The organism is Bdellovibrio bacteriovorus (assembly GCF_025558485.1).
GTDB lineage: Bacteria > Bdellovibrionota > Bdellovibrionia > Bdellovibrionales > Bdellovibrionaceae > Bdellovibrio > Bdellovibrio bacteriovorus_G.
This window is the reverse complement of record NZ_CP102930.1, coordinates 2,704,340-2,724,505: the sequence shown is the minus strand read 5'-3', so window position 1 is coordinate 2,724,505 and position 20,166 is coordinate 2,704,340. Positions and strand designations below refer to the sequence as shown.

Genomic DNA, 20,166 nt, shown 5'->3' with positions numbered 1-20,166 from the left:
TTGAAAATCCTTTCCTATTGTTCAGACAAACCGGCTACATTGCCATCTTGAGCACACACATTTTTCAGGGAAGAGCGGTAGTGACCCACTTCGTCCTCCCAGATTTCACCTTTAAATTTCCAGTTCAGACTCTTTTCCTTTTGAACCTTCAGTTCAGGACGGTCCTTTTCATTGATCTCACCACCGGCCATCTGATAGCGGATGTGTTCACCCGCGCCGGAATAAAGTTCGTACTGAAGAACATCGTTCTGATCCAGAACCTTGTCCAAACCCGCCAGCATTTCGCCGAAGCGACCCTGCAAAGCCTGGGATGCCTGGGCACGCAGAACGGTTTTTTCCTTTTCAATACGAGCCAGACCTGTGGCACGCAGATTTTTAATCGACGTGCGGGCTTTCTTCGCGATGTGATACTGGATGCGGTAGCTCAGAAGTTTTTGTTCCGCCTTCTGGATTCTTGCCACATCACTTTCTGAAGGGCTTTGGCCTTTCAGGGATTTCTTTGCGTCCGCCAGTTCTTTGTTGGCTTCGTTTTGTTTGGCAATCAGCTCGCGCTCTTTTTTGATCAGCGTCAAGGCGATGCGGTTGAATTTTACGATCTCGTCCTCATAGGCATTAATCTGCTTTTGCACAGTCATGTAAGCCGGGTGGCGGGCCAGTTCCACGATGAAGGAACGTGGCAGACCGTCAACCTCTTTCAGGTCCGAGTTCTTGATCCAGCTTTTCACTGTTTCATAGTACGCGGAAGAGTCCTTGTGGGAAGTCTTGTAGTCCTCAAGCTTCTTTTTCCACGGGGAGTATTTCTTCTTCATTTCATTAAGCACCTGCACACCGTCACCGTATTGGCACAGATTCAGGTAACCCACCGTGCGAACCACATAAGATTCCGGAGAGAATGCATTTTTAAAGAAGTCCGTATGCAGAGAGAACATGTTCCCTGCGGCCCCCTCATAGTCTTCACCCAAAATCTGAGTCCAGGCGCTTTCCACCATGGCTTGCAACCACAGCGGGTTGGACTTATCGACTTTCAGATAAGACTGGAAAGCCTCTTTGTACTGACTTTTTTGGAATTGCATGCGCGCCAGAGTCAGCGCACCCACAGAACGCAGTTGAGATGTTTTATCGGTTTCAGTGGCTGCCATCAGTTTTTCCAGATAAATCGTGGCTTCTTCCACTTTACCCTGACGATAGTTGAACAGCGCGTTCAGCAGCAAAGCCTCCGGGTAGCGCGGGGACTTTTCACCGATAAAGATCAGTGCGTCCTCCATCAGGCCCAGTTGACCTTTGTCGGAATAATATTTTGCCCGGGCGATTTGGTAATCGTCGTTCTTGGTAATGTCCATTTCGTACTTGATCACCAAAGGGTCAATCAAGGAAATGTCAGACGTTTCCAGGACGTTGATGTGCTGAACCAGCGCTTCGGTGGCTTTTTGCTGCCATGCTTTGGCTTTGGTTTCCTGAGCCACCTGAATCATGTATTGGCGGAACTCAGAATTAAGCCCCAGGCCTTTTGCTGTCATCGCGTAGTGGTACAAAGCCTCAATGCGATGTTCCGGGTCCTCGATCAGTTCCGAGAACAGACCCATTGCCAGTTCATAGTTCTTTTGGATTTCCAGGAAGATCAACGCCTGCAAAAGTTTGTAATCGTTCGGCTGCAAATCCTCAAGCTTGGTCAGTTGCACCAAAGGCTCCTGAATCACCGGGTCCATGACAGGATTCAGAATTTTTACATCCGGAATCTTGTTGAAGGCATCGGCGCTGGTCAGGCTCTTGGCTGGCGCCACCACATCAGTGTAAGGCTTCAGAACAAAGTTGATAACCGCAGGCGATTCGCGGCGGTTGATTTCTTTGACTGCAACCTCGCGAGAGGCGGGGAGACGGAGCGGACTTAAATCCGCAGCTTCCACTTCACGCTCTTCACCGACGTTAAGCAAAGGAATGTTTTTAACTTTAAAGACTTCCGTTTTTCCCTTAACCACGCGTTTTTGATAAACGTCGAAGGTCGGAACCAGACTGGATTTAACTTTCAGGCTGGCGTCCGCGGAACGGGCGCTTTTTTTGACTTTAAGGGCCGGCTCAGCGAACGCCGAGCTGCCCAGAAAGGAAAGTGCTAATAGAATGCTAATTGACTTACTCATAAATCCCCCCACCCTGGAGAAAATTAGTGCCAGTACGTGATACCAATCATCAGTGATGTATCGTTGATTGTTTCTGATCCCAGATCGCGCTGGCCGGTAACGGCTGGACCGCCTGGAATTGGTGTCGTACCCGGAGCATAGAATTTCATTTTATCCTGAGTGGACCAGGTGTTTACAAGGTCCGCACGGATCGCAAAGTGCTCAGAGAAGAAGATCTGCTGGAACACACCCAGTTTATAGGCAAAAGTGTTCTTGCTGACATTTCCTTCCTTCTGTGTAATTTCATAGTCCAATGTACCTGCTCCGACGGAAATCCCCATGTCGAAGTAGATGATGGCCTTGTCCACGACGCTCATCTTTGCATAGAAAGGCACCCAGATTCCGGAAAGGAAATAGGATGACTTGAAGATGTTGTGATCGGGGATAACACCGTAAGTATCAACGAACTGACCCACGGCATCGTTATCCTTCATGCTGGCGGAATTGTAGCTTGCCTCCAGACCCCAGCGCTCATTGAAGAAATACCCCAGACTTCCGCTGGCGATAGTTCCTGTGCTGTAAGGATCGTTGAACGGAATACCAGCGGCTCCCGTCAGATAGAAGCGCTCGGCTTTGACGTAGCGGCGATTTTGCACGACGCTAAAGTCATCGTCTTTGGCTGCCCAGTATTTCTGCTCCAGTTTTTTGATGTCCAGCTTGTCGCTACCGCGTTGATCAGCTTTGCTGTCGGCCGCTTGTTGTGCGAATGCCTGCGATGCCGTCAAGATGAACATTAGAATTGTCTTCTTCAACATGATAAATTACCCCCGCCTTAGTTTGTACTCTTGAATAAGAATGGATATGTCACAAGCACGCGTGTTCCCCCCTGTGGAGCTGGAAACTTCCACGCGGCAACCCTGTTCAATATACATCCCTCAACGGTTGCGTTTTTAAGTGTTGTGTCACCAATCAGTTGTTGTTCCACTTTACCTGATGGCCCAATGGTGAATTTAACTGCGACCTTACCGAACAGATCCGGCTTGGCACTTAGTTGTCTTTCATAGCAATAAAGAATCTGACCCAATTGGGATTTGATGTACTGAGCGATGATCTCACGATCCAAACCGCCGGTAATTTCACCTTCCTCCTCGATCAGACCCACACCGCCGGAACCTGTTCCGCCGGCAGCCAGACCGCCCATGCCAGAGGCACTGCCGCCACCGCCACGACCGACAGTGGAAACACCACCACCGGAACCGGAGCCTTCACGACCCCAGTCACGACCGGAGCGTTCCATGTTGCCCACGGCAGCCAGAGCACGACCGGAAGAGCCCGAGCCTGCTTTCACCCCAGTGGCGATAACCACATTGCCACTTTTCGCAGCCTGAGCGGAAACTTTTCCGATCAACTGGGAAATACGGCCACCTGTGATGGACTTCATCATTTTGGAAACTTTGCTGCCACCACTTGTAGGCATGGCCGCCGCCGGAGTTTCCTTCACCACCACTTTTTGTGGAGCAGGGGCGACTTCGGCTTTTTTACGTTTAGGTTTAACTTCGGTTTTTACAATGATCTTCTGAGCGGTTTTTGGCGGCGTTGCCACAACTTCAAGTTCCTGAGTTTTCGGAGAGAAGATGCCGACAGTCACCAGCAACAAAGCCGCGCCCAGAACGATGAAGACACCTTTTTTGGAATCTTCATCGACCAGTTGATCCGTGCTCAGACGGGCCATGCGAGCCGCGTCCTCCAAAGACACGGTTCTTTGTTTGACTTCCAGATCACCGATCATCTGTTTGTGCCATTCCTGAGAAGGCACGCAGGTCACAGTGGTCGGAGTCAGGGCCGATAACGGCTTGAACTTTTTATTCATTGGCAGGATCTTGGTTTCAAGAACCTGATCATGTTGCTTCACGATGTAAAGTTGGAACTGCTTTCCAGCTTCACGCTGTTCGCGACCGGCTTGTTCCAGACGCAGATACAAATCTGTTTCTTTTGCCACCGGAGTGAAGTTCAGGGTGCAGTCACCAAGGGTGAGGGATTTTTCCTCATCCAGGCGCAGAGCCGGGGAGTTCTTGTTGGACGCGCTGGAGTTCATGTCCAGATCGACATACCACCAAGCACCATCACGGAACTCAAACATACCCTGAATACCCTTGGAATCCGGAGCGATGGAAATAACATCGGCCAGACGGGAGGACCCGAAGGTGTGAGTTTTATTATTGGATCTTAACTTCCAGGTTTTCGCCGTCCCATTTTTCAGGGATTGACGTACAATCAACGTGAGCATGTGACACCTCATGAAACTTAGTTGTTCAAGTAGAGAGCTGATTCGCGGATGCGGCCATCCATATCTTTTTGCACATCGTAAAGAGGCATAAACTTGATACCTCTTTTTTGCACAAGATAGGCGCCGTCAGGGTTACGAATCGTTCCCTTAAGGTTCATGTCACCGAAATTGACTTCCTGGACTTTACGGACTGTTCTTTGTTTGGCAAAGCCAGTCGATGCTCCCAGAAGAATGAAAGCGACCATCGCTGTGATGATAGTTTTCACTTGTACCCTCCATACTACAAGTCTCCCGAGATAACGTGCTGACCGACTTTGTTTTGATTTTTCAAATACTGTATCTTCTTACCCAACCAGTCGCGCATTTCCAATTGCTGACTGGCTTTAAAAGCTTTTTCGTAGGAGTCCAGCGCAAGCGTTGGACTGCCTTTGTAGGTCTCGAACAAGTGCGCCTGTTGCAGAAGGAAATCGACGTTGTCTTTCTTGCTGCCAAGAAGGTCTTTGACCACACTCAGCGCTTTCTCGACTTCACCCTTCTGAGCATACGCTTCACTCATTACGGTTCCGACATTCAAATTGTACAACTGTTCTTTCGGCATTGCAGAGAAATTTTCAATAGCTTTCGTAAAATCTCCCTCTGAGAAAGCCTTCACTGCTGCGAAAGTTTTCATTTCTGTCGAAGCCATTTGCATGTCTAAAACTTTATCGAAAAACGGCATCGCGGAATTCATGCCGCCTTCCTTGTAAAGCAGACGGGCTTTTTGATAGACGTAAGGCGATGCTTCCGGTTGTGCTTTCAAGGCCGCTTCCACCATCCACAGAGCTTTGTCGTGGAAGCCGCGGGCTTCGGAACCAACGCTGGCATAGAACAGACCCAAGGCGCGCGTGTCTTTGTTTTTCGCAAGCTCCAGACCCAGCTTTTCCACCATTTCGTACTGTCTAGAATAATAACAATTTCCTGCAACTTCGGTGGCGTTCACATTTGCCAGCTGTCCTGTCATGATCGCGCTTTTGTTGCACGCTTTCGGCGTGCGGGTCTCAAAACGAGACACCTTGCCGATGGTCATGTCCGTGCCTGTCGGAAGGAAGGCCGCCATCTTTTCCGGAGCAGGGTACTGCACTTGTGGCGGCACGGTCTGATCCACGCGGATGGAGGCAAAACTTCTTTCGCTGGAAGCTGTCTGACCTTTGGAGGCGGCCAGCACTTTCAGTTTAGCTTCATTTTCATTCTTCTTGTCCTGAATCGGAGAAGTCAGTTTGGCGATCTCTGCGCGCAACGCCTCCTGATCCTGAGGGCTTAAAGTGGCAGGCAAAGGCATCGTCGTCAGACTGTCGATGAAGTTCCCGTAACAGCGGTCAATACCACGCATGGCCTCCAACTGCTGGAATGGGTCTTTGGACATCTTCAGGGTGGTGTAGTAGGCCGTGTGCGCCTTGTCCAGCTTTTCTGTTTTCATTGCCAGCACCATCGCGAATTTGTCTTCGCGGGCTTTCACACTTTGGCCGACCAGTTCTTTTTCCAGAATGCGGGCCTGAATCAAGCGGGCTTCCGCACGGATTTCCGCGGCCACGTCGCGACCATTGGCTTTCATCGCCAGATCGAATGCGGCGGTGCTCTTACCGGATTCCAGCAGGGCCTTCGCGCGATCAATCATGATCTGCGTCGTGAATGGTTCGATACCTTTTGCCAGAATCTGATTTTGCAACTTTTCAAGTTCGCCAGAACGTGGTTCGTTTTTATAGGAATCCATCAGCTTGCTGTAGATTCTTTCCAGAGTTTTGTGATCGGCTCCGGCAAGAATACCATTGTAAGCGGCGCGGGCTTCCTTGTTTTTCTTTTCCAGAATATAAATGTCGGCGGCCAGCTCAAGGTGGGCATTGCGGCCTTTTTTATCCAGATCTGCCACCTTCACCAGCGTTTCGGCTGATTTTGAAATCTGACCGATATCAGCATAGGCTTTTGCCGCTTCTTTCAGGGCATCCAGATTGCGTTTGTCGTCCGGATACTTCTGCACAAACTTCATGGAAAGTTCCGCGGCATCAAAGACCTTGCCTTCGGTGTACTGCAGGCTCAAAGCCTGCCACAAAGCGTCCTGGGAAAGTTTGGAGCCTTCGTGTTCTTTCGCAAAAGAGATCAGCTTTTCTGAAGCCTGATTTTTATCACCTGTTTTTGCAAATTCCTGAATCTCTGTGAAGTGAGCCTCTTCCATGATTTTGTTCATGTTCTTCTTACGGCTTTCATCAGCACTTGAAGTCATGACTTTCTTGGAGAAAGCCTTGATCCCAGCATAGTCCTTGCGGATGTTCAACATATCCAGAATCAGGTCTTCGGACTTGCGCTTAATATCGGCGTTTTCGCTGCCTTTTAAGGAAGCAAGCGGAGTCAGCCACTTTTCTGCCTCTGGATAGTTGGATTCTTCATAGGCGATGTGACCCATTTTGAATTTAACCAAAGTTGCAAATTTTCCATTGGCATGTTTTGCCAGATAGTTGGCAGCCAGCTCTTTGCGCTCAGCTTCCTTAAGTGGATCTTTTTTCTTGTCGATGCTTTTTTCTTTGGAATAAAGAGCCGCATAGTTGGCGTCGTGGCGCAGAGGTTCCTCTGTGGATTTGTCGCCCACCATTTTGTACTGCGTACTGGCTTCATCAAACTTTTCCAGCTGGAACAGCAGTTCGGCGTAAGCAAAACGGGTTTTCAGGTCCGGCTTGGCCGGATCGTCGTTTTCCAGAATCAATTTGAACAGGCGTTGGGTCAGGTCAGAGAACGCCACATTTTGTTTGTTCTTCAGCCAGATTTCCCACCATTTCTTAGCCATGTCCAGACTGGTGTGACGGAAACCTTCCACACAGGATGCTTCCACAACCTCCACTTTTTGCAGACCTCTCCATGCAGAATCCTTTTTACATAGGTCGCTGGCATATTGAAGGTGGTCGATGACTTTATCACGTTTTTTCAAAGTTTCGTTGGCCTCTACCAGGAACAGGTGAGAGCGCACTACATCCGGACCGGAAGAGCGTTTGTCGATGTACTCTTCCAGGAAGATGTTCATTTCTTTCTGGCGGCTGTGAGATTCGTACAATTTTGCCAGGTCGATCATGGACTGGCCCAGCTCATCTTCCGTAGCGATATCTTCAAAGAAAGAATAAAGTTTGTTGGCAGGGTAGGAGTCACCAATGAAGATCGTCAAATCACGCAGAGCTTCCCGGCGTAGGTTGTGACGATTGGTTGGGACTTCACCATCGGCCAAAGCAGGGTTGCTTTTCACAACCTGAACCAGCTTTTTGATGCCGTTTTCACTGTCGCGCATGTTGTAGTAAGCCCAGGCAGCTTTATACATGCCGTAAGAATAAACACGGCTGTTCGGGAATTTTTCCACGCGCAGGAAGTGTTCCAGGGCCTGTTCAAATTTGCCCTGATCGTAAAGCAATTCACCCACGGCCAGTGTACCGTCGGCAATCAGTGGGGATTTTGGGAACTGAGTCAGAAGTTTATTATATAAAAGTTCGGAAACTTTAAACTGGCCAATCTGCTGATTGGCGAAGGCGTTATTGAAAAACACCGCATCCATCTGCTTGAACTTCGGGAAGTCCATTTCAATTTTAGTATAGATCTTGATGGCGCGTTTGATGGCTTCAGAACCACGCTCATTGGGAACCGGGAACGGCGAAAGCTTCATCAGAGGTGTGTTCTGATGAAGGTCAAAGAAACGGCCGGATTTGGAGCGACGCATGTAAAGCTCCGCCAAACGGTACCACAAATCGGCTTCGTTAGGTGCGCCTTTATTCTTTTTGATGATGGTTTGCAGGGATTCAATAGCTCTGTTTTCAGAACGAGTGATCATGATCTCGCTGCTGAAAGCCTTTTTTTCGTTGTCGCTTTCGCTGCTGTTATCCATGCGAACTTCCGGAAGAAGTCCCTTGGCATTTTTATCGGCGGCGAAGCAGTACATTGAAAACAGATGAAATGCTAGAAGCAGAACTATTGTGCGAATCATAAACTTATTCTCCGACCATGGTAACAAGTTTCAACTGAGGAAAGCCTGCCATGGATGCCGTGTACATGACTTTTCTCAGAGTGGCGTAAGGAAGGTCCTTGTCCGCCTGAAGAAGAATTCTTCCTTCTTTCACGTGAGCTTTGTCCTTAAGGTCCTCAGACTTGGCAATCTTATCGAGCTCCTGGAACAGGGGTTTGATAAAGTTGGTGTCTTTATCCTCTAAATCCTGAGGCAGGAAATCGGCGTTTTTGACGTCTGCGATTTTGGTTTCATCCATTTTCAGGGCGTTACCACTTAAAGACAATTTAATGGCTTCCGTTGCATTGGTCATGGATGCCGATGACGGAAGGCGGATGTCTTTTTCGGGATTTATCTGCACATCGGATGTTGAATAGCTTTGCAACAGGAAGACCAGCATGATGGTAAACATGTCCGTCATGGAGGTGATGTTCAGCCCGAAGGTGGAGTTTTTCTTAACCTGAGGTTCATATCTGCGACGACGTGACATATGTTAGCCCTCCATGGTGTTCGCAAAGACGATCTCTGGGAACATATAGTTTGTTTCCACATTCTTACCCTGTTTGGTGTCGAAGACGGGAAACTTGATTTTGGCATCGCGGGCCTGACGGGCTTCATCCATGATTTTTACGATGATATCGTAAGGAACTTTGCCGTCCGGGTTCAGTTCAAGTTTGAAAACCTCAGGGTGGGCCTTCTTGATATCGACAAGTTTGCTGTGCAGACCTTGAAGATCATAGGCACCATCCTTCATTGCGATGGTTTCCACTTTCTCCTGGCCTTTCTCTGTAATCACGATGCGGATGGACTGCGGGTCCACTTCAAGGGCCACGTTCGTTGGGGTCTTTTGATCTTCCTGACGTTGAATGGCTTCGTTGACAACTTGAGGCAGTTCAGTTTCTATCACCATCATCTGTACGAAGGCAGAGGAAACCAAAAGCACCGGTACCAGCTTCACCATCACGGCCAGCAGGGGAGCCAAGTCCAGCTCGAACTCACTGTTATGATCTACTTTAATCTTGCGTGCGCGTCTCATGTTTTATCCCATCCTTAGTTAAATAAGGTCCACCACTTCGGGAAAGGCCTCCGTTAGGAGACCTTTTGACCTGGAGACGGAGGAGTCACTGTCGGAGCCGCCATGTGATCCGGGAACACATTCTGGCGAGTCAGGTTAGGGATATGAGCGCTGGTCAAAAGCTCTGTCAGCTTGGATGTCTTCTCAGAGATCTCTTCGATCAACTGATTCTGACGGGCAGTCAGGAAGGAGAAGAACACCATCGCTGGAATCGCCACGGCCAGACCCAAAGCTGTGGTGTACATGGATACGGAGATACCATGTGCCAGCAAGGCTTGTTTCTGGGCTGGATCGGCTGTCGCAACCGCTTGGAACGACAGGATCAGACCGTGGATCGTACCCAACAGACCCAACAATGTTGCCACGTTGGCAAGCATGGAAAGGTAGTGCAGGCGTTTGGTGTACAAAGGCACGTTTTCACTCAGGGCGATATCGTGAGCCTGGAAGATCGTGTCGTCATCGCGGTCCGCTTTTTCCAAAATGGTTTTGAAAGCAGATGCAAGTGGCTTCTTTTCAAGCTGAGCGCAAAGCAGCAGTGCCTCATCCAGTTTTTTTGCCAAAACCAGATTTTGAACTTTACCCATGAACTCATCGACGTTCATGCCGTAGTCTTTGTAAAGCGCTTTGGCACGCTCTGCCACCAGTACCAATGAACCGATCCCCACGAGCAGGATGCACCAACCGACGAAGCCGGAATCATTCATGAAGTTTAAGAATGCCATTTGTTTCCTCCTTGGAAACGCCACCGCGTGTCCATTTTGTTAATTGAGTCATACCGATTTCTTGCACCGAGAGGAAACGAACAGCGTAATGCAAACCGGATTTTACGTTGAGTCTTTGCTTTGAGTAATTCTTGCGAATAACCTCACAAAGCGCGTTGAATGTCTGAGGATTTTCCTCAGAAGTTCTAAAGTTGAGTAATATCTTTTGACCGGGTAGAAGCAGGGGATCGTTCAAAAGAACCAGCGCCCCGTTTTCACTCACACTTAAAGTGTGGCCGTCAAAAAAGTTGTGATCATTGTGAGCATAGACCGGGATCACAAGGTCCACGCGGGGACATTTGCGATCCTTGAAGGAACCAGCCAAATGGTCTTTGGTTTCGATCAATCTGCACAGGCGGTCTTTGGAAAACTCCTGAAGGTCGCCAAGCAGTGTCCAGTTTTCCAAATGCGCTGCCCAGACATAGTTGTAGTCATAGAGCTCGCCATTCTGGATCATGGTGATCAGTGATTTATACTCATAGGGACCGTATTTCATTTCCCCGCGCAGAATATACCACTGCTGCTGATTAGTTGCTGTCTGTACCCCACCCATACAACATCCTTTTACAGTTTGATCGACTTAGGATAGAAGTCGATTTTGATGTTAGCATCCGCTGCCGGCACCGCACTTCCGTGGAAGGTGATGGTCAGGTTGGATGCGTCGTAAGTCCATCCGTTGACAGAATCTTGTTCCACAGTAACTCCGTTAACTGTGATGACGATCGTGTCTTCCTGTGGTTCACGACTCAGTTTAAAGACGCTGGAAAGCTGGATGATGGAATCAGAGATGAGCTCCAGGGATTGACCGAAGTTGGAACACAGGGACGCTTTCACACCGCCAGTCAGGTTGGCCATTTCAATAAGGCGGTTGGCGATTTTGCGTTCTGTGAAGGTGTTGTTCAGGGATGTTTTGCAGGCATCATCCAGAATCGCGATGGTGTTCACAGAGTAGTTACGGCTGCCAACATAGTCATCCATGAAGTCCACATAGCTTTGCACAGTGTGCAGATTTGGATTGGCGTAATTTTCACTGAACTGAGCGGAGGAAGATGAGAAGTCCTCTTCGTCAGTCACGATGATCACCGCCAAAAACGCCTCGGGACGACGGAAGCCCAGGGTGTTGTTGTGCGCATCCAGCAATGTTTCCTTGATGCTGGAAAGCGCACGCTCGTCACCGTTGCCGTTGATGCCCTGTTTGGCATTGATGGCGAAGACGTCAGAAAGATTCTGCGTCTGATCGTTCATCACAAACACGCCGGAATGATTGGAGCCTGCGCCATCCTTGATGCGGGCAAGAGTTGAATTGGAATCAAATTGCTTTCTCCAGGCCTCTGTCGTTGTTACTGCCATGTGGAAGTCATAGTTGTAAGTCTGGAAGCGGCTGATGAAAGAAGCGAAGTTCTGAGTCAGGTTGGTCTGAGATGTTTCCATGGAGCCGGAGTTGTCGATAACCCAAAGGATGTCGATTTGTTTTGGAATGAAGACAGCCTGCTGTTTGTAGTCAGCGCCGTCATCCAACAGAGAGTAAGAACCAGAGCCCTTACTGCATCCTGCGATTAGTGCCACAGCTGAAGCCATCATTGCTGCTTTGCTTGCCACTGTTTTTCTCATACGGTTATGCCCTCCTGAGCCCCACCACGCTACTTGATGGATTCAGTTTCGTTTAAAACATGGCAAAACTGAAATTTAGGATAACTGCATGATTTTGTTTTTTAATTTTTAAGTGGTCTCAGTATGAGACAGCCTAAGTGTTTGAAAGAACAGGAAGTTATATAATCAATCATTTTCAAAAAAAAATTCTTGTGTCGAACCTCTCAACACTTTGCGAAGCTTTCAGCCCCACTTAAGGTCCTAACTACGCGTCGAAATTAGAAGATCCTCGGAACTGCCAAACTTCTATCCACCGCCATCACCCCCCTTTTCTTTTCCTTTTCGGGACCCTCGCCCCAGAGGGCATCAATTCCACGACCACAGCACTCCAGTCAACCCCGCATGTCGCCATCGCGGATCGCGCTTCATGATCGTTTCCACCACCATCAACCCTTGCTCCGCATTCCTATCCACATACTTCCTCACTATCTGGAACCCTCGCCCCCAAGTGGCCACACGAGTAAAAGGCAGCAGGTCCCACATACCCGCCGTTTTGAAAATCATCTTTGAAATAGTGCCGGTCAGCGCGCTGATAAAACTGACATAAGCTTTGCGATCCGGAACACGGATCAGGATGTGGATATGATTTCCCACATTGGCGAAGCTATAAAGGCGAACATGAAACCTGAAAACAAAACGCCGCGTATATTTAAGCAACATTTTCCTGTTAGCCGGATGCAACAGGGACCTTCGCCCGAAAGCTTTGTTACTCTTTAAAACCAGATGAATGGGGGCGTTGGTACAGAGCGGTCTTTGTGATTTTCGTTTTCCGCGAGACAGCTCACCTCCGTGAGAGGTTCCGTCGAAATCGTGATAACTTTGGCGGTAATATCTTTTGGCCATGGATGCTCCTTGGTGTTGGAGCAAGCCAGAAGCAAAGAAAGTACAAAGGCCCCCAGCCTAGAAAAGGGGCCTGTGGAGTGGCCTGGCTTCCGAAGGCCGGAGAGATTACCTCTTTTTCAGAAGAGCTTTGGCTTTTTGCCAGTAAGCTTCTTTTTCATCGAGGGCGAGGGTGCCGAAGTCTTTGTTGTCGAGGTTAGTGAGTTCGACCATTTTGTTGAAGCGTTCTTCAAAACGTAGATTGGCTTTGCGAAGGACTTGCTCGGGCTCCATTTCCAGATGGCGGCCTAGTTGAGCCAGTGAAAACAATGCATCACCCAGTTCGTGTTCGATTTCGGCGTCAGAGCCTTCATCCAAAGCTTCGTGCAACTCGTTGTATTCTTCATCCACTTTGGTCATCACTTCATCGACGGAGCTCCAGTCGAATTGCAGCTTTTCAGTGCGTTTGCCGATTTTGTAGGCTCTTTGCAGGGCGGGCAAGGGTGGGACATTCAGGGAGTAGGGCGCAGGTGCGGCAGACGAGGCTTTCTCCTGTTTTTTGATTTCCTCCCAGTTACGAATGACCTCCTGAGTGTCGGCAACCTTGGTGTCCGAGAACACATGCGGGTGGCGGCGGACAAGTTTTTGCGATATTTCTGCGATCACATCTTCCAGAGTAAAAGCTCCACGTTCGGCGGCAAGTTGAGAGTGGAGAACCACTTGGAAGAGGACATCTCCGAGTTCTTCTTTGATTTTGTGGTCTTTGTCGGTGCCGGGGCGAGGGTCCTCAAGGGCTTCGACGAGTTCGTGGGTCTCTTCGATTGCGTATTGAGTCAATGTTTCGTGAGTTTGTTCTTTGTCCCAGGGACACCCTTCGGGGCCACGCAAGTGAGCTACGATCTCGACTAAGGACTCAATATGACGTAAGTTGGATGGTGCTTGTGGCATGGGGACCCCTCGACTTTCTGATGGAATCTCTTTATTGCTAGCACAAATGCATAGTGATTTCGACAATTTTCGCATTATGGGGTAACGTAGAAAAACTAGATATGCAACGAGGTAAGAATCAAAAAAAGGGCGAAAGCCCAGCCACGCGTGTGAACTATGAGGATCACAGTCTTAAGTTTTTGGACTGGGTGGATTCCATCGGATTGGAGAAAACTTTCTTCGGCCGCATCGTGCAGTTGATGGAAGAAAAATTCTTCATTCGCCGGGCTGCTTTGATCTTCCTGTACTGCGTTCTGCTTTCCTACACGATCTTCTATCAGTTTGATATCCCTTATAACTTTACGGTCGGCGATGTGGCGAAATTCGATGTAGTTTCGCCGATGGGCTTTGAAATGACCGACGAGGTCACGACTGAGGAAAAACGCCTGAAGGCCGAATACTCCGTGCCTATAGTCTATGACTATGACACCAGCGTGTTTGAGCGTGTCTCTGTCAACCTGATTCATTCGTTCCGCACCATGCGCGCCTACTATCGCGAAACCAAATGGTCGGCAGTGCCATCACAGTACCGTGTGGCAGTGAAGGACTTCTTCCAGTACAAAAAGCAGTTTGAAAAAGAGCTGGGTGTGGGGGTTTCAGACTTCATGTTTGAATGGCTGGTGGATCTGAAGTTCAGTCCGCGTATTGAGGCCATCGTCATCCGCAATCTGGAAAATTGGTATGACCGCAAGGTGGCAGAGGCTCCGGATCGTTTTATTCCGGCCAGCCAGTCAGCCGTTTTGGGGCGGGTGGTGCACAAGAACAATCTGGGGAAGGAGTTTTCCATCCCGCGTGAAGAGATTCTGGATCTGCAGTCGCCGGAAAACTTTGAATTGGATCTGAAAAAGGATCTGAATCGGTTCTCAGAAAGTGATCAGGCCAATATTCTGTACTTCGCAAGATCCCTGGTTGTGCCAAACATGACTCTGAACAAACAGGAAACGGCCAGCCGCCGCCAGTCCGCCCGCGATGCGGTGATTCCTGTGACCATCACCATTAAAAAGAATCAGAACATCATTGCGCAAGGCTCTGTGGTGCAGCCCTTCCAGATGGCAGTGATCAAGCAGATTGAAAATATCAGAGCGGATAAACGCAAAGACATTATGTCTTTGTCCATGGCGCTGATGCTGTCGGTGGCGATTCTGGTGTTCTTCTCTTACCTGAAACGTTTCACGATCAATAAAGTAAAAATCGAATTTAAAGACGTTTCGGTGATGATGTTGATCGCTTTCGGGATCATCTTCTTCACCAAGATTTATCTATTTATCACGGACGCAGCTTTTGCCTCGAAGCTGGGCCACTTTCTGCCTCCATCGATCTTCCTGTTCGCCGCTCCGGTGGCGGCGGGGCCAATGCTGGTAGGCTTGCTGATCACATACGGCGAGATTGTTTGGCTGTTCACGGCCTTCCTGTCTGTGTGTCTGGGTATCATGGTGGACTACAACTACAGCTTTATGTTTGTCAGTTTGGTCGGCGGTATTGCCGCGGCTCGTGGGGTTTACAACTGTAAAACCCGTAACGACGTTTATTTTGCAGGTGTGCGCACGGGGCTGGTCAATGCAGCCATGATCGCCTTTATCCTGACTATGACCAAATTCGATCAAGAGGGCGGTGTGAAAGAAATTCTACTTTCCATCCCGGCGGGTTTTATCGGCGGTATCTTCTCGGCATTGGTGGCCATGATGTTTGTGCCGTTGCTGGAATCGGTCTTTAGCTACACTACGGATGTTAAGCTGCTGGAACTAAGCAACCTGAATCATCCGTTGTTGAAGGAAATGATCGTCAAAGCTCCGGGCACTTACCATCACTCGATGATGGTGGGTTCGATGGTGGAAGCCGCCGCCGAGGAAATTGGAGCCAATCCGCTGCTGGGTAAGGTGATGTGCTACTATCACGATATTGGCAAGATGGAGCACGCCAATTACTTCATCGAAAATCAAAAGCCGGGACAGAATCCGCACGATCATATTTCGCCGTTTATGAGCAAAACCCTGCTGATCGCCCACGTCAAAGACGGTGTGGAGATGGGGATGGCCTACAAACTGGGTAAGCCGATCATCGACGGGGTTTTGCAGCATCACGGAACCACTTTGATTTCATACTTCTATAACAAGGCTTTGGATTTGAAAAAGGAAGACGATCCTGAGATTAGTGATCAGGACTTCCGTTATCCGGGGCCGAAACCACAGTTCCGTGAAGCGGCCCTTTGTATGCTGGCGGACAGTATTGAAGCCGCAGCTCGCTCTTTGGACGAACCCACACCGACACGCTTGCAAAATATTGTTAAAAATATCACCCAAAGAAAGTTCTCTGACGGGCAGCTTGATGAGTGTAATCTGACACTGAAGGATATTTCCAAAGTTGAAGCGGCATTCATCCGCATTCTTCTGGGGATTTATCACCAGCGTATTGATTACCCGCGCAGTGCCGGGGGCGGGCTGGGTGATGTGACCCAAACCACGCCATCTCAAGGTTAGTTCATGGAAGTTTTGATTGTTAATGAGTCCAAACACGCGGCTCCAAGAAAGTTCATTCAAAACTGGATGGAACTGCTGACCGCGGAGCTAAAGAGACGTAAAGTTATCAGTTCAGATCAGGCACATCGCGAATTGACCCTGGTGTTCTTGGATAAAAAACCAGCACAGAAAATCAATAAAGAATTCCGTGGTAAGGATTACGCCACGGATGTTTTAAGTTTTGATTCGATGGACTCTTCGTCACTGGGGGAACTGGTGCTGTGCCCTGAGGTGCTAAAGCGTCAGGCCGCCGAACACGGTCTGACTTATCAGCAGGAACTGGGTTATATGCTGTTGCATGGAGTCCTTCATTTATTGGGTTACGACCATGAAACCAATGAAAAGGATGCACGTGAAATGTTTGGCATTCAGGATGCGGCCTTTGAAGTCCTTTTGAAAAAAATCTCTGCCCGATAGGGGCTCTTTTTCCTTTTAAATTGATCTGAATTTGGAAAGCGCCTCGGAAGGACGGAAAAGGTCCTTTTGCGGCAGTGCTTTTGTTGAAACCTTGGTCAAATGGGGCGAGGGTCCCGTTAGAGTGGGGTTGGACAGGAGTATATTGCGAATGGTCGAAGTTTGAGGGGTTGGCACTGCGTTTGTATTAGGCATTTGTGTCGTCCCTGACTTCCGCCTTCGAGAGATATCCCCTCCCTTCTCTCGAAGGCGTTTTTCTTTTGACAGCCGGGGCTTGGTGATTACACTGGGCCTATGTCTATCGTTACTGAAGCCTCTGAAATTAAAAGTAAAATTGTGTCTCTCGAAGCCTTTTCCAAGGAGCTTCGGGGGTATCTTTGACTTAGATCGCAAGAAAAAGCGTCTGGAAGAAATCTCCATTCAGGCCGAAAACCCCGCACTGTGGGAAAAACCGGCCGAAATGCAAAAGCTCAATAAAGAAAAAACGCTGCTGGAAAGAGCCGTAGGAGAATTCGACACCTTTGCCAGTCGTCTCAGTGACGCCAAAGTCCTTTTGGAAATGGCCGAAGAAGCTCACGATGAAGGCAGCTTTGGTGAAGCTAAAACAGAAGTTCTGGCACTGGAAAAACTGGGCCAGGATTTGGAACTGAAGCGGGTTCTGAATGGAGAGCTGGACAGCAACAGTTCCTACCTATCTATCAACTCCGGCGCGGGTGGAACAGAGTCCTGCGACTGGGCGTCGATGTTGCTGCGTATGTACACGCGCTATGCGGATAAGCATGATTTCAAAGTGCAGGTGATTGAAATGACCGAGGGCGAGGGTGCGGGGATCAAGTCTTGCACGCTATTGATCGAAGGCCCTTATGCTTATGGATACTTGAAGGCGGAATCCGGAGTGCATCGTCTGGTGCGTATTTCCCCGTTTGATTCCAATGCCCGCCGCCACACTTCTTTTGCGTCAGTCTTTGCTTGGGCAGAGGTCGATGACGACATCAATATCGAGGTGCGTCCGGAGGATTTAAAAGTCGATACCTTCCGTGCCAGCGGGGCCGGTGGTCAGCACGTCAACAGAACAGATTCTGCGGTTCGTATGACGCACATTCCGACGGGTGTGATCGTGACCTGTCAGGTGGAACGTTCGCAAATTCAGAACCGTGAAAAAGCGCTGAAAATGTTGAAGGCCCGTCTTTATGAAATGGAAATTGAAAAGCGCAACGCCGAAAAAGACGCGATGAACTCCCAGAAAAAAGCCAATGAATGGGGTTCGCAGATTCGCTCTTACGTCATGCATCCGTATCAGATGGTGAAAGACCATCGCACAGATTATGAAACCAATCAGGTGGATGACGTGATGGACGGGGATTTGGATGGTTTTATCATGGAATATCTGAAATCCACGCTTCAGGCAGAAGGTCAGCCTTCGTGAAGTCATCACTTCCGTGGATTGCCGCAAGATTGCTTTTTTCCCGCCAGACATTGTTTGGTGGATCGGCGCCGTTGGCCTTGTTGGGTCTGGTGCTGGGAGTGGCAGCCTTGGTCGCATCCATGGCGGTGATGAGCGGTTTTGAAAACACCCTGAAAACCGCCATGGCCGAAGTTTCCGGCCACGTGCAGGTTGTGAAACGTTCGCGTTTTCCCGATGACTGGAAAGAACTGGAAGAGCGCATTCGCAAAGCGGAACCCACTTTGGTTAGTTCCACGCGATTTGTGTTTATCGAGGCGGTGCTGGCTCACAAGGGTCAGATTTCCGGGGTTTTGATTCAGGGTGTGGATACAGACCGGGTCAATCAGGTTCTGAATTTCAAACGTCGCACCTTAAGCGGTTCTGATAATCTTTCCGAGCCCAGTGACATTCCTTTGGCGCTATTGGGTAAAAATCTGGCGCAGAAAATGGATTTGAAAGTCGGCGACACCTTCCGCGTTGTTGTTCCGGTGGCAGATTCAGTGGATCCGTCCAAATTCCAGCGCCGGGTGGGGGCTTTTAAGATTCAGGGAATTTTGGATCTGGGAAAACACGACTGGAACGAACGGTTTATTCTGGCGGATCTGAAGGCCACGCAAACCCTGGCGGATATTGGCGATCGTTATTCGGGTTTGATTCTGCGTCTGGAGGATGTGGATCATGCGCGTGAGGCGGCGTTTAATTTAAGTGCCACACTGGGGTCTCCGTACTGGGTGCGCGACTGGCGGGATTCCAATGAAAATCTTTTTGAAGCCATCAATGTGGAACGTCCGGGAATTTTCTTTGTGGTTCTGGTGATCACGATTGTGGCGGCTTTCAATGTGTCAGCAACTTTGTCCATGAATGTGCTTCGTCGTTACAAGGATATTGCGATTTTAAAAACAGTCGGTCTTTCACGCAAAGACATCCAGAAGATTTTTATTTTCCAGGGGCTTTTCATGGGCACGGTGGGACTGGTGCTGGGGTTCCTGGTGGGGATTGGCATTGCCTATTTGTTTGAATGGCTGCAAAGCAGTCTGAACCTGATTTCCGGCGAAGTGTATCGTCTGGAAAATATTAAACTGCAAATTCGTTTTGTCGATAGCATCGCAATTTGTGTTGCGACACTGCTTGTTTGTTTGATCGCAACGATAGCTCCGGCTCGCCGTGGTGCGAAGCTGGACCCGGTGGAGGGCCTGCGAAGTGAGTGATGAGAATATTCTTCTGCGCGCCATTGATATTCACAAATCCTATGCTCAGGGTGTGGGAGAGTTGGAAATTCTTAGGGGCGTCAGTTTGGACATCCGCCAAGGGGAAGCCTTTGCCATTCTGGGGGCCTCGGGGGCCGGGAAAAGCACATTGCTGCAAATCATGGGAACTTTGGATCGTCCCAACAAGGGTGAGCTTTACTGCGAAGGCCGTGACCTGCTGGCGATGAACGACGAAGAGCTGTCCCGTTTCCGCAACGCAGAGATGGGTTTCGTTTTTCAGTCTCACCATCTTTTGACCGAATTCACGGCCGTCGAAAATGTCATGATTCCGTGTCGGGTGGGCGGGGAGTCCATTAAAGCTGCGCGCGAAAAAGCACTGCAACTTTTGGATTTTATGGGTCTTGCAGATCGCCGCGATCATCACCCCAATCAGCTTTCTGGCGGGGAATTGCAGCGTGTGGCCATTGCTCGTGCCTTGGTGCGGCATCCGAAGATTCTGTTCGCCGATGAGCCCACCGGGAATTTGGATTCCCATACCAGCGGCAAGATTCAGGAGCTGTTTTTCCGCCTGAAGGAAGAAATGAAGCTCGCGCTGGTGATTGTGACCCATGATCTGACGTTTGCGACGCGATTTCCGAAGGTTTATCGAATGAAAGACGGCCAATGGCAATCCTGAGCCTGAGGGCCGATAAGGCCCCATCCGACTGCGTTGTCGGGGGACCACCTTCGCTCCGACGTGCATGAGCACGCCTCCGCTTCGGCGGGACCCCTCCGCCTTGCGGCTGAAGCCTTCTCTGTCCTCAGGTGTTCTGGTCTTTTTTGTGGGGGTTGTGCTTTGCGGCTTTGACAGGACCTTGGTCTTAAGTTACGATTCTTCAT

At 49.4% G+C, this 20,166-nt stretch carries 17 protein-coding genes; 5 read left to right on the top strand and 12 right to left on the bottom strand.

The features are described 5' to 3' along the window. Positions 1–14: 14 nt before the first annotated feature. The 12 genes from EZJ49_RS13350 to mazG form a co-directional block, all read right to left on the bottom strand. On the bottom strand, positions 15–2,135 hold the full coding sequence (locus tag EZJ49_RS13350) for a tetratricopeptide repeat protein (RefSeq protein ID WP_262552684.1): 2,121 nt from the start codon (positions 2,133–2,135) through the stop codon (positions 15–17). A 23-nt stretch (positions 2,136–2,158) separates the two neighbouring features. Continuing rightward, complete coding sequence (locus EZJ49_RS13345; RefSeq protein ID WP_262552683.1) at positions 2,159–2,929, bottom strand: outer membrane beta-barrel domain-containing protein; 771 nt, start codon at positions 2,927–2,929, stop codon at positions 2,159–2,161. Between the two features lie 17 nt (positions 2,930–2,946). Continuing rightward, the gene (locus EZJ49_RS13340) at positions 2,947–4,401 is read right to left on the bottom strand and encodes an AgmX/PglI C-terminal domain-containing protein (RefSeq protein WP_262552682.1); all 1,455 of its coding nucleotides are present in this window, start codon (positions 4,399–4,401) and stop codon (positions 2,947–2,949) included. A gap of 17 nt (positions 4,402–4,418) precedes the next feature. Further along, a complete protein-coding gene (locus tag EZJ49_RS13335; RefSeq protein ID WP_262552680.1) occupies positions 4,419–4,667 on the bottom strand; it encodes a hypothetical protein in 249 nt (82 codons plus the stop codon). Positions 4,668–4,681: 14 nt separating this feature from the next. Next, positions 4,682–8,395, bottom strand: a complete 3,714-nt coding sequence (locus EZJ49_RS13330) for a tetratricopeptide repeat protein (protein ID WP_262552678.1) — start codon at positions 8,393–8,395, stop codon at positions 4,682–4,684. A gap of 4 nt (positions 8,396–8,399) precedes the next feature. Further along, positions 8,400–8,903, bottom strand: a complete 504-nt coding sequence (locus tag EZJ49_RS13325; RefSeq protein WP_262552677.1) for an ExbD/TolR family protein — start codon at positions 8,901–8,903, stop codon at positions 8,400–8,402. Between the two features lie 3 nt (positions 8,904–8,906). Then, positions 8,907–9,449, bottom strand: a complete 543-nt coding sequence (locus EZJ49_RS13320; protein WP_262552676.1) for an ExbD/TolR family protein — start codon at positions 9,447–9,449, stop codon at positions 8,907–8,909. A 53-nt stretch (positions 9,450–9,502) separates the two neighbouring features. Next, entirely contained in the window at positions 9,503–10,210 is a 708-nt protein-coding gene (locus tag EZJ49_RS13315) for a MotA/TolQ/ExbB proton channel family protein (RefSeq protein WP_262552675.1), read from the bottom strand. Next, positions 10,185–10,802, bottom strand: a complete 618-nt coding sequence (locus EZJ49_RS13310; protein WP_262552674.1) for a PilZ domain-containing protein — start codon at positions 10,800–10,802, stop codon at positions 10,185–10,187. The genes EZJ49_RS13315 and EZJ49_RS13310 overlap by 26 nt, the downstream gene beginning before the upstream one ends. 11 nt (positions 10,803–10,813) lie before the next feature. Next, a complete protein-coding gene (locus tag EZJ49_RS13305) occupies positions 10,814–11,860 on the bottom strand; it encodes a hypothetical protein (protein ID WP_262552673.1) in 1,047 nt (348 codons plus the stop codon). 345 nt (positions 11,861–12,205) lie between these two features. Then, positions 12,206–12,742, bottom strand: a complete 537-nt coding sequence (locus EZJ49_RS13300) for a transposase (RefSeq protein ID WP_262552672.1) — start codon at positions 12,740–12,742, stop codon at positions 12,206–12,208. Between the two features lie 105 nt (positions 12,743–12,847). Then, a complete protein-coding gene (gene mazG / locus EZJ49_RS13295) occupies positions 12,848–13,666 on the bottom strand; it encodes a nucleoside triphosphate pyrophosphohydrolase (protein ID WP_262552671.1) in 819 nt (272 codons plus the stop codon). 101 nt (positions 13,667–13,767) lie between these two features. On the opposite strand from mazG, the gene EZJ49_RS13290 reads away from it, so the two are divergent. The 5 genes from EZJ49_RS13290 to EZJ49_RS13270 all read left to right on the top strand — a co-directional run bounded on the left by EZJ49_RS13290 (position 13,768) and on the right by EZJ49_RS13270 (position 19,963). Continuing rightward, on the top strand, positions 13,768–16,182 hold the full coding sequence (locus EZJ49_RS13290; RefSeq protein ID WP_262552669.1) for an HD family phosphohydrolase: 2,415 nt from the start codon (positions 13,768–13,770) through the stop codon (positions 16,180–16,182). 3 nt (positions 16,183–16,185) lie between these two features. Further along, a complete protein-coding gene (gene ybeY, locus EZJ49_RS13285) occupies positions 16,186–16,638 on the top strand; it encodes an rRNA maturation RNase YbeY (RefSeq protein ID WP_262552668.1) in 453 nt (150 codons plus the stop codon). Positions 16,639–16,929: 291 nt separating this feature from the next. Further along, positions 16,930–18,061, top strand: a protein-coding gene (gene prfB, locus EZJ49_RS13280) for a peptide chain release factor 2 (protein ID WP_262552667.1) whose coding sequence is annotated in 2 segments (ribosomal slippage) — positions 16,930–17,010 and positions 17,012–18,061 — 1,131 coding nt in all. Because the reading frame shifts where the segments join, the coding sequence is not laid out codon by codon here. Further along, a complete protein-coding gene (locus EZJ49_RS13275) occupies positions 18,058–19,287 on the top strand; it encodes an ABC transporter permease (RefSeq protein ID WP_262552665.1) in 1,230 nt (409 codons plus the stop codon). The genes prfB and EZJ49_RS13275 overlap by 4 nt, the downstream gene beginning before the upstream one ends. Further along, entirely contained in the window at positions 19,280–19,963 is a 684-nt protein-coding gene (locus EZJ49_RS13270) for an ABC transporter ATP-binding protein (RefSeq protein ID WP_262552664.1), read from the top strand. The genes EZJ49_RS13275 and EZJ49_RS13270 overlap by 8 nt, the downstream gene beginning before the upstream one ends. Positions 19,964–20,166: the final 203 nt, after the last annotated feature.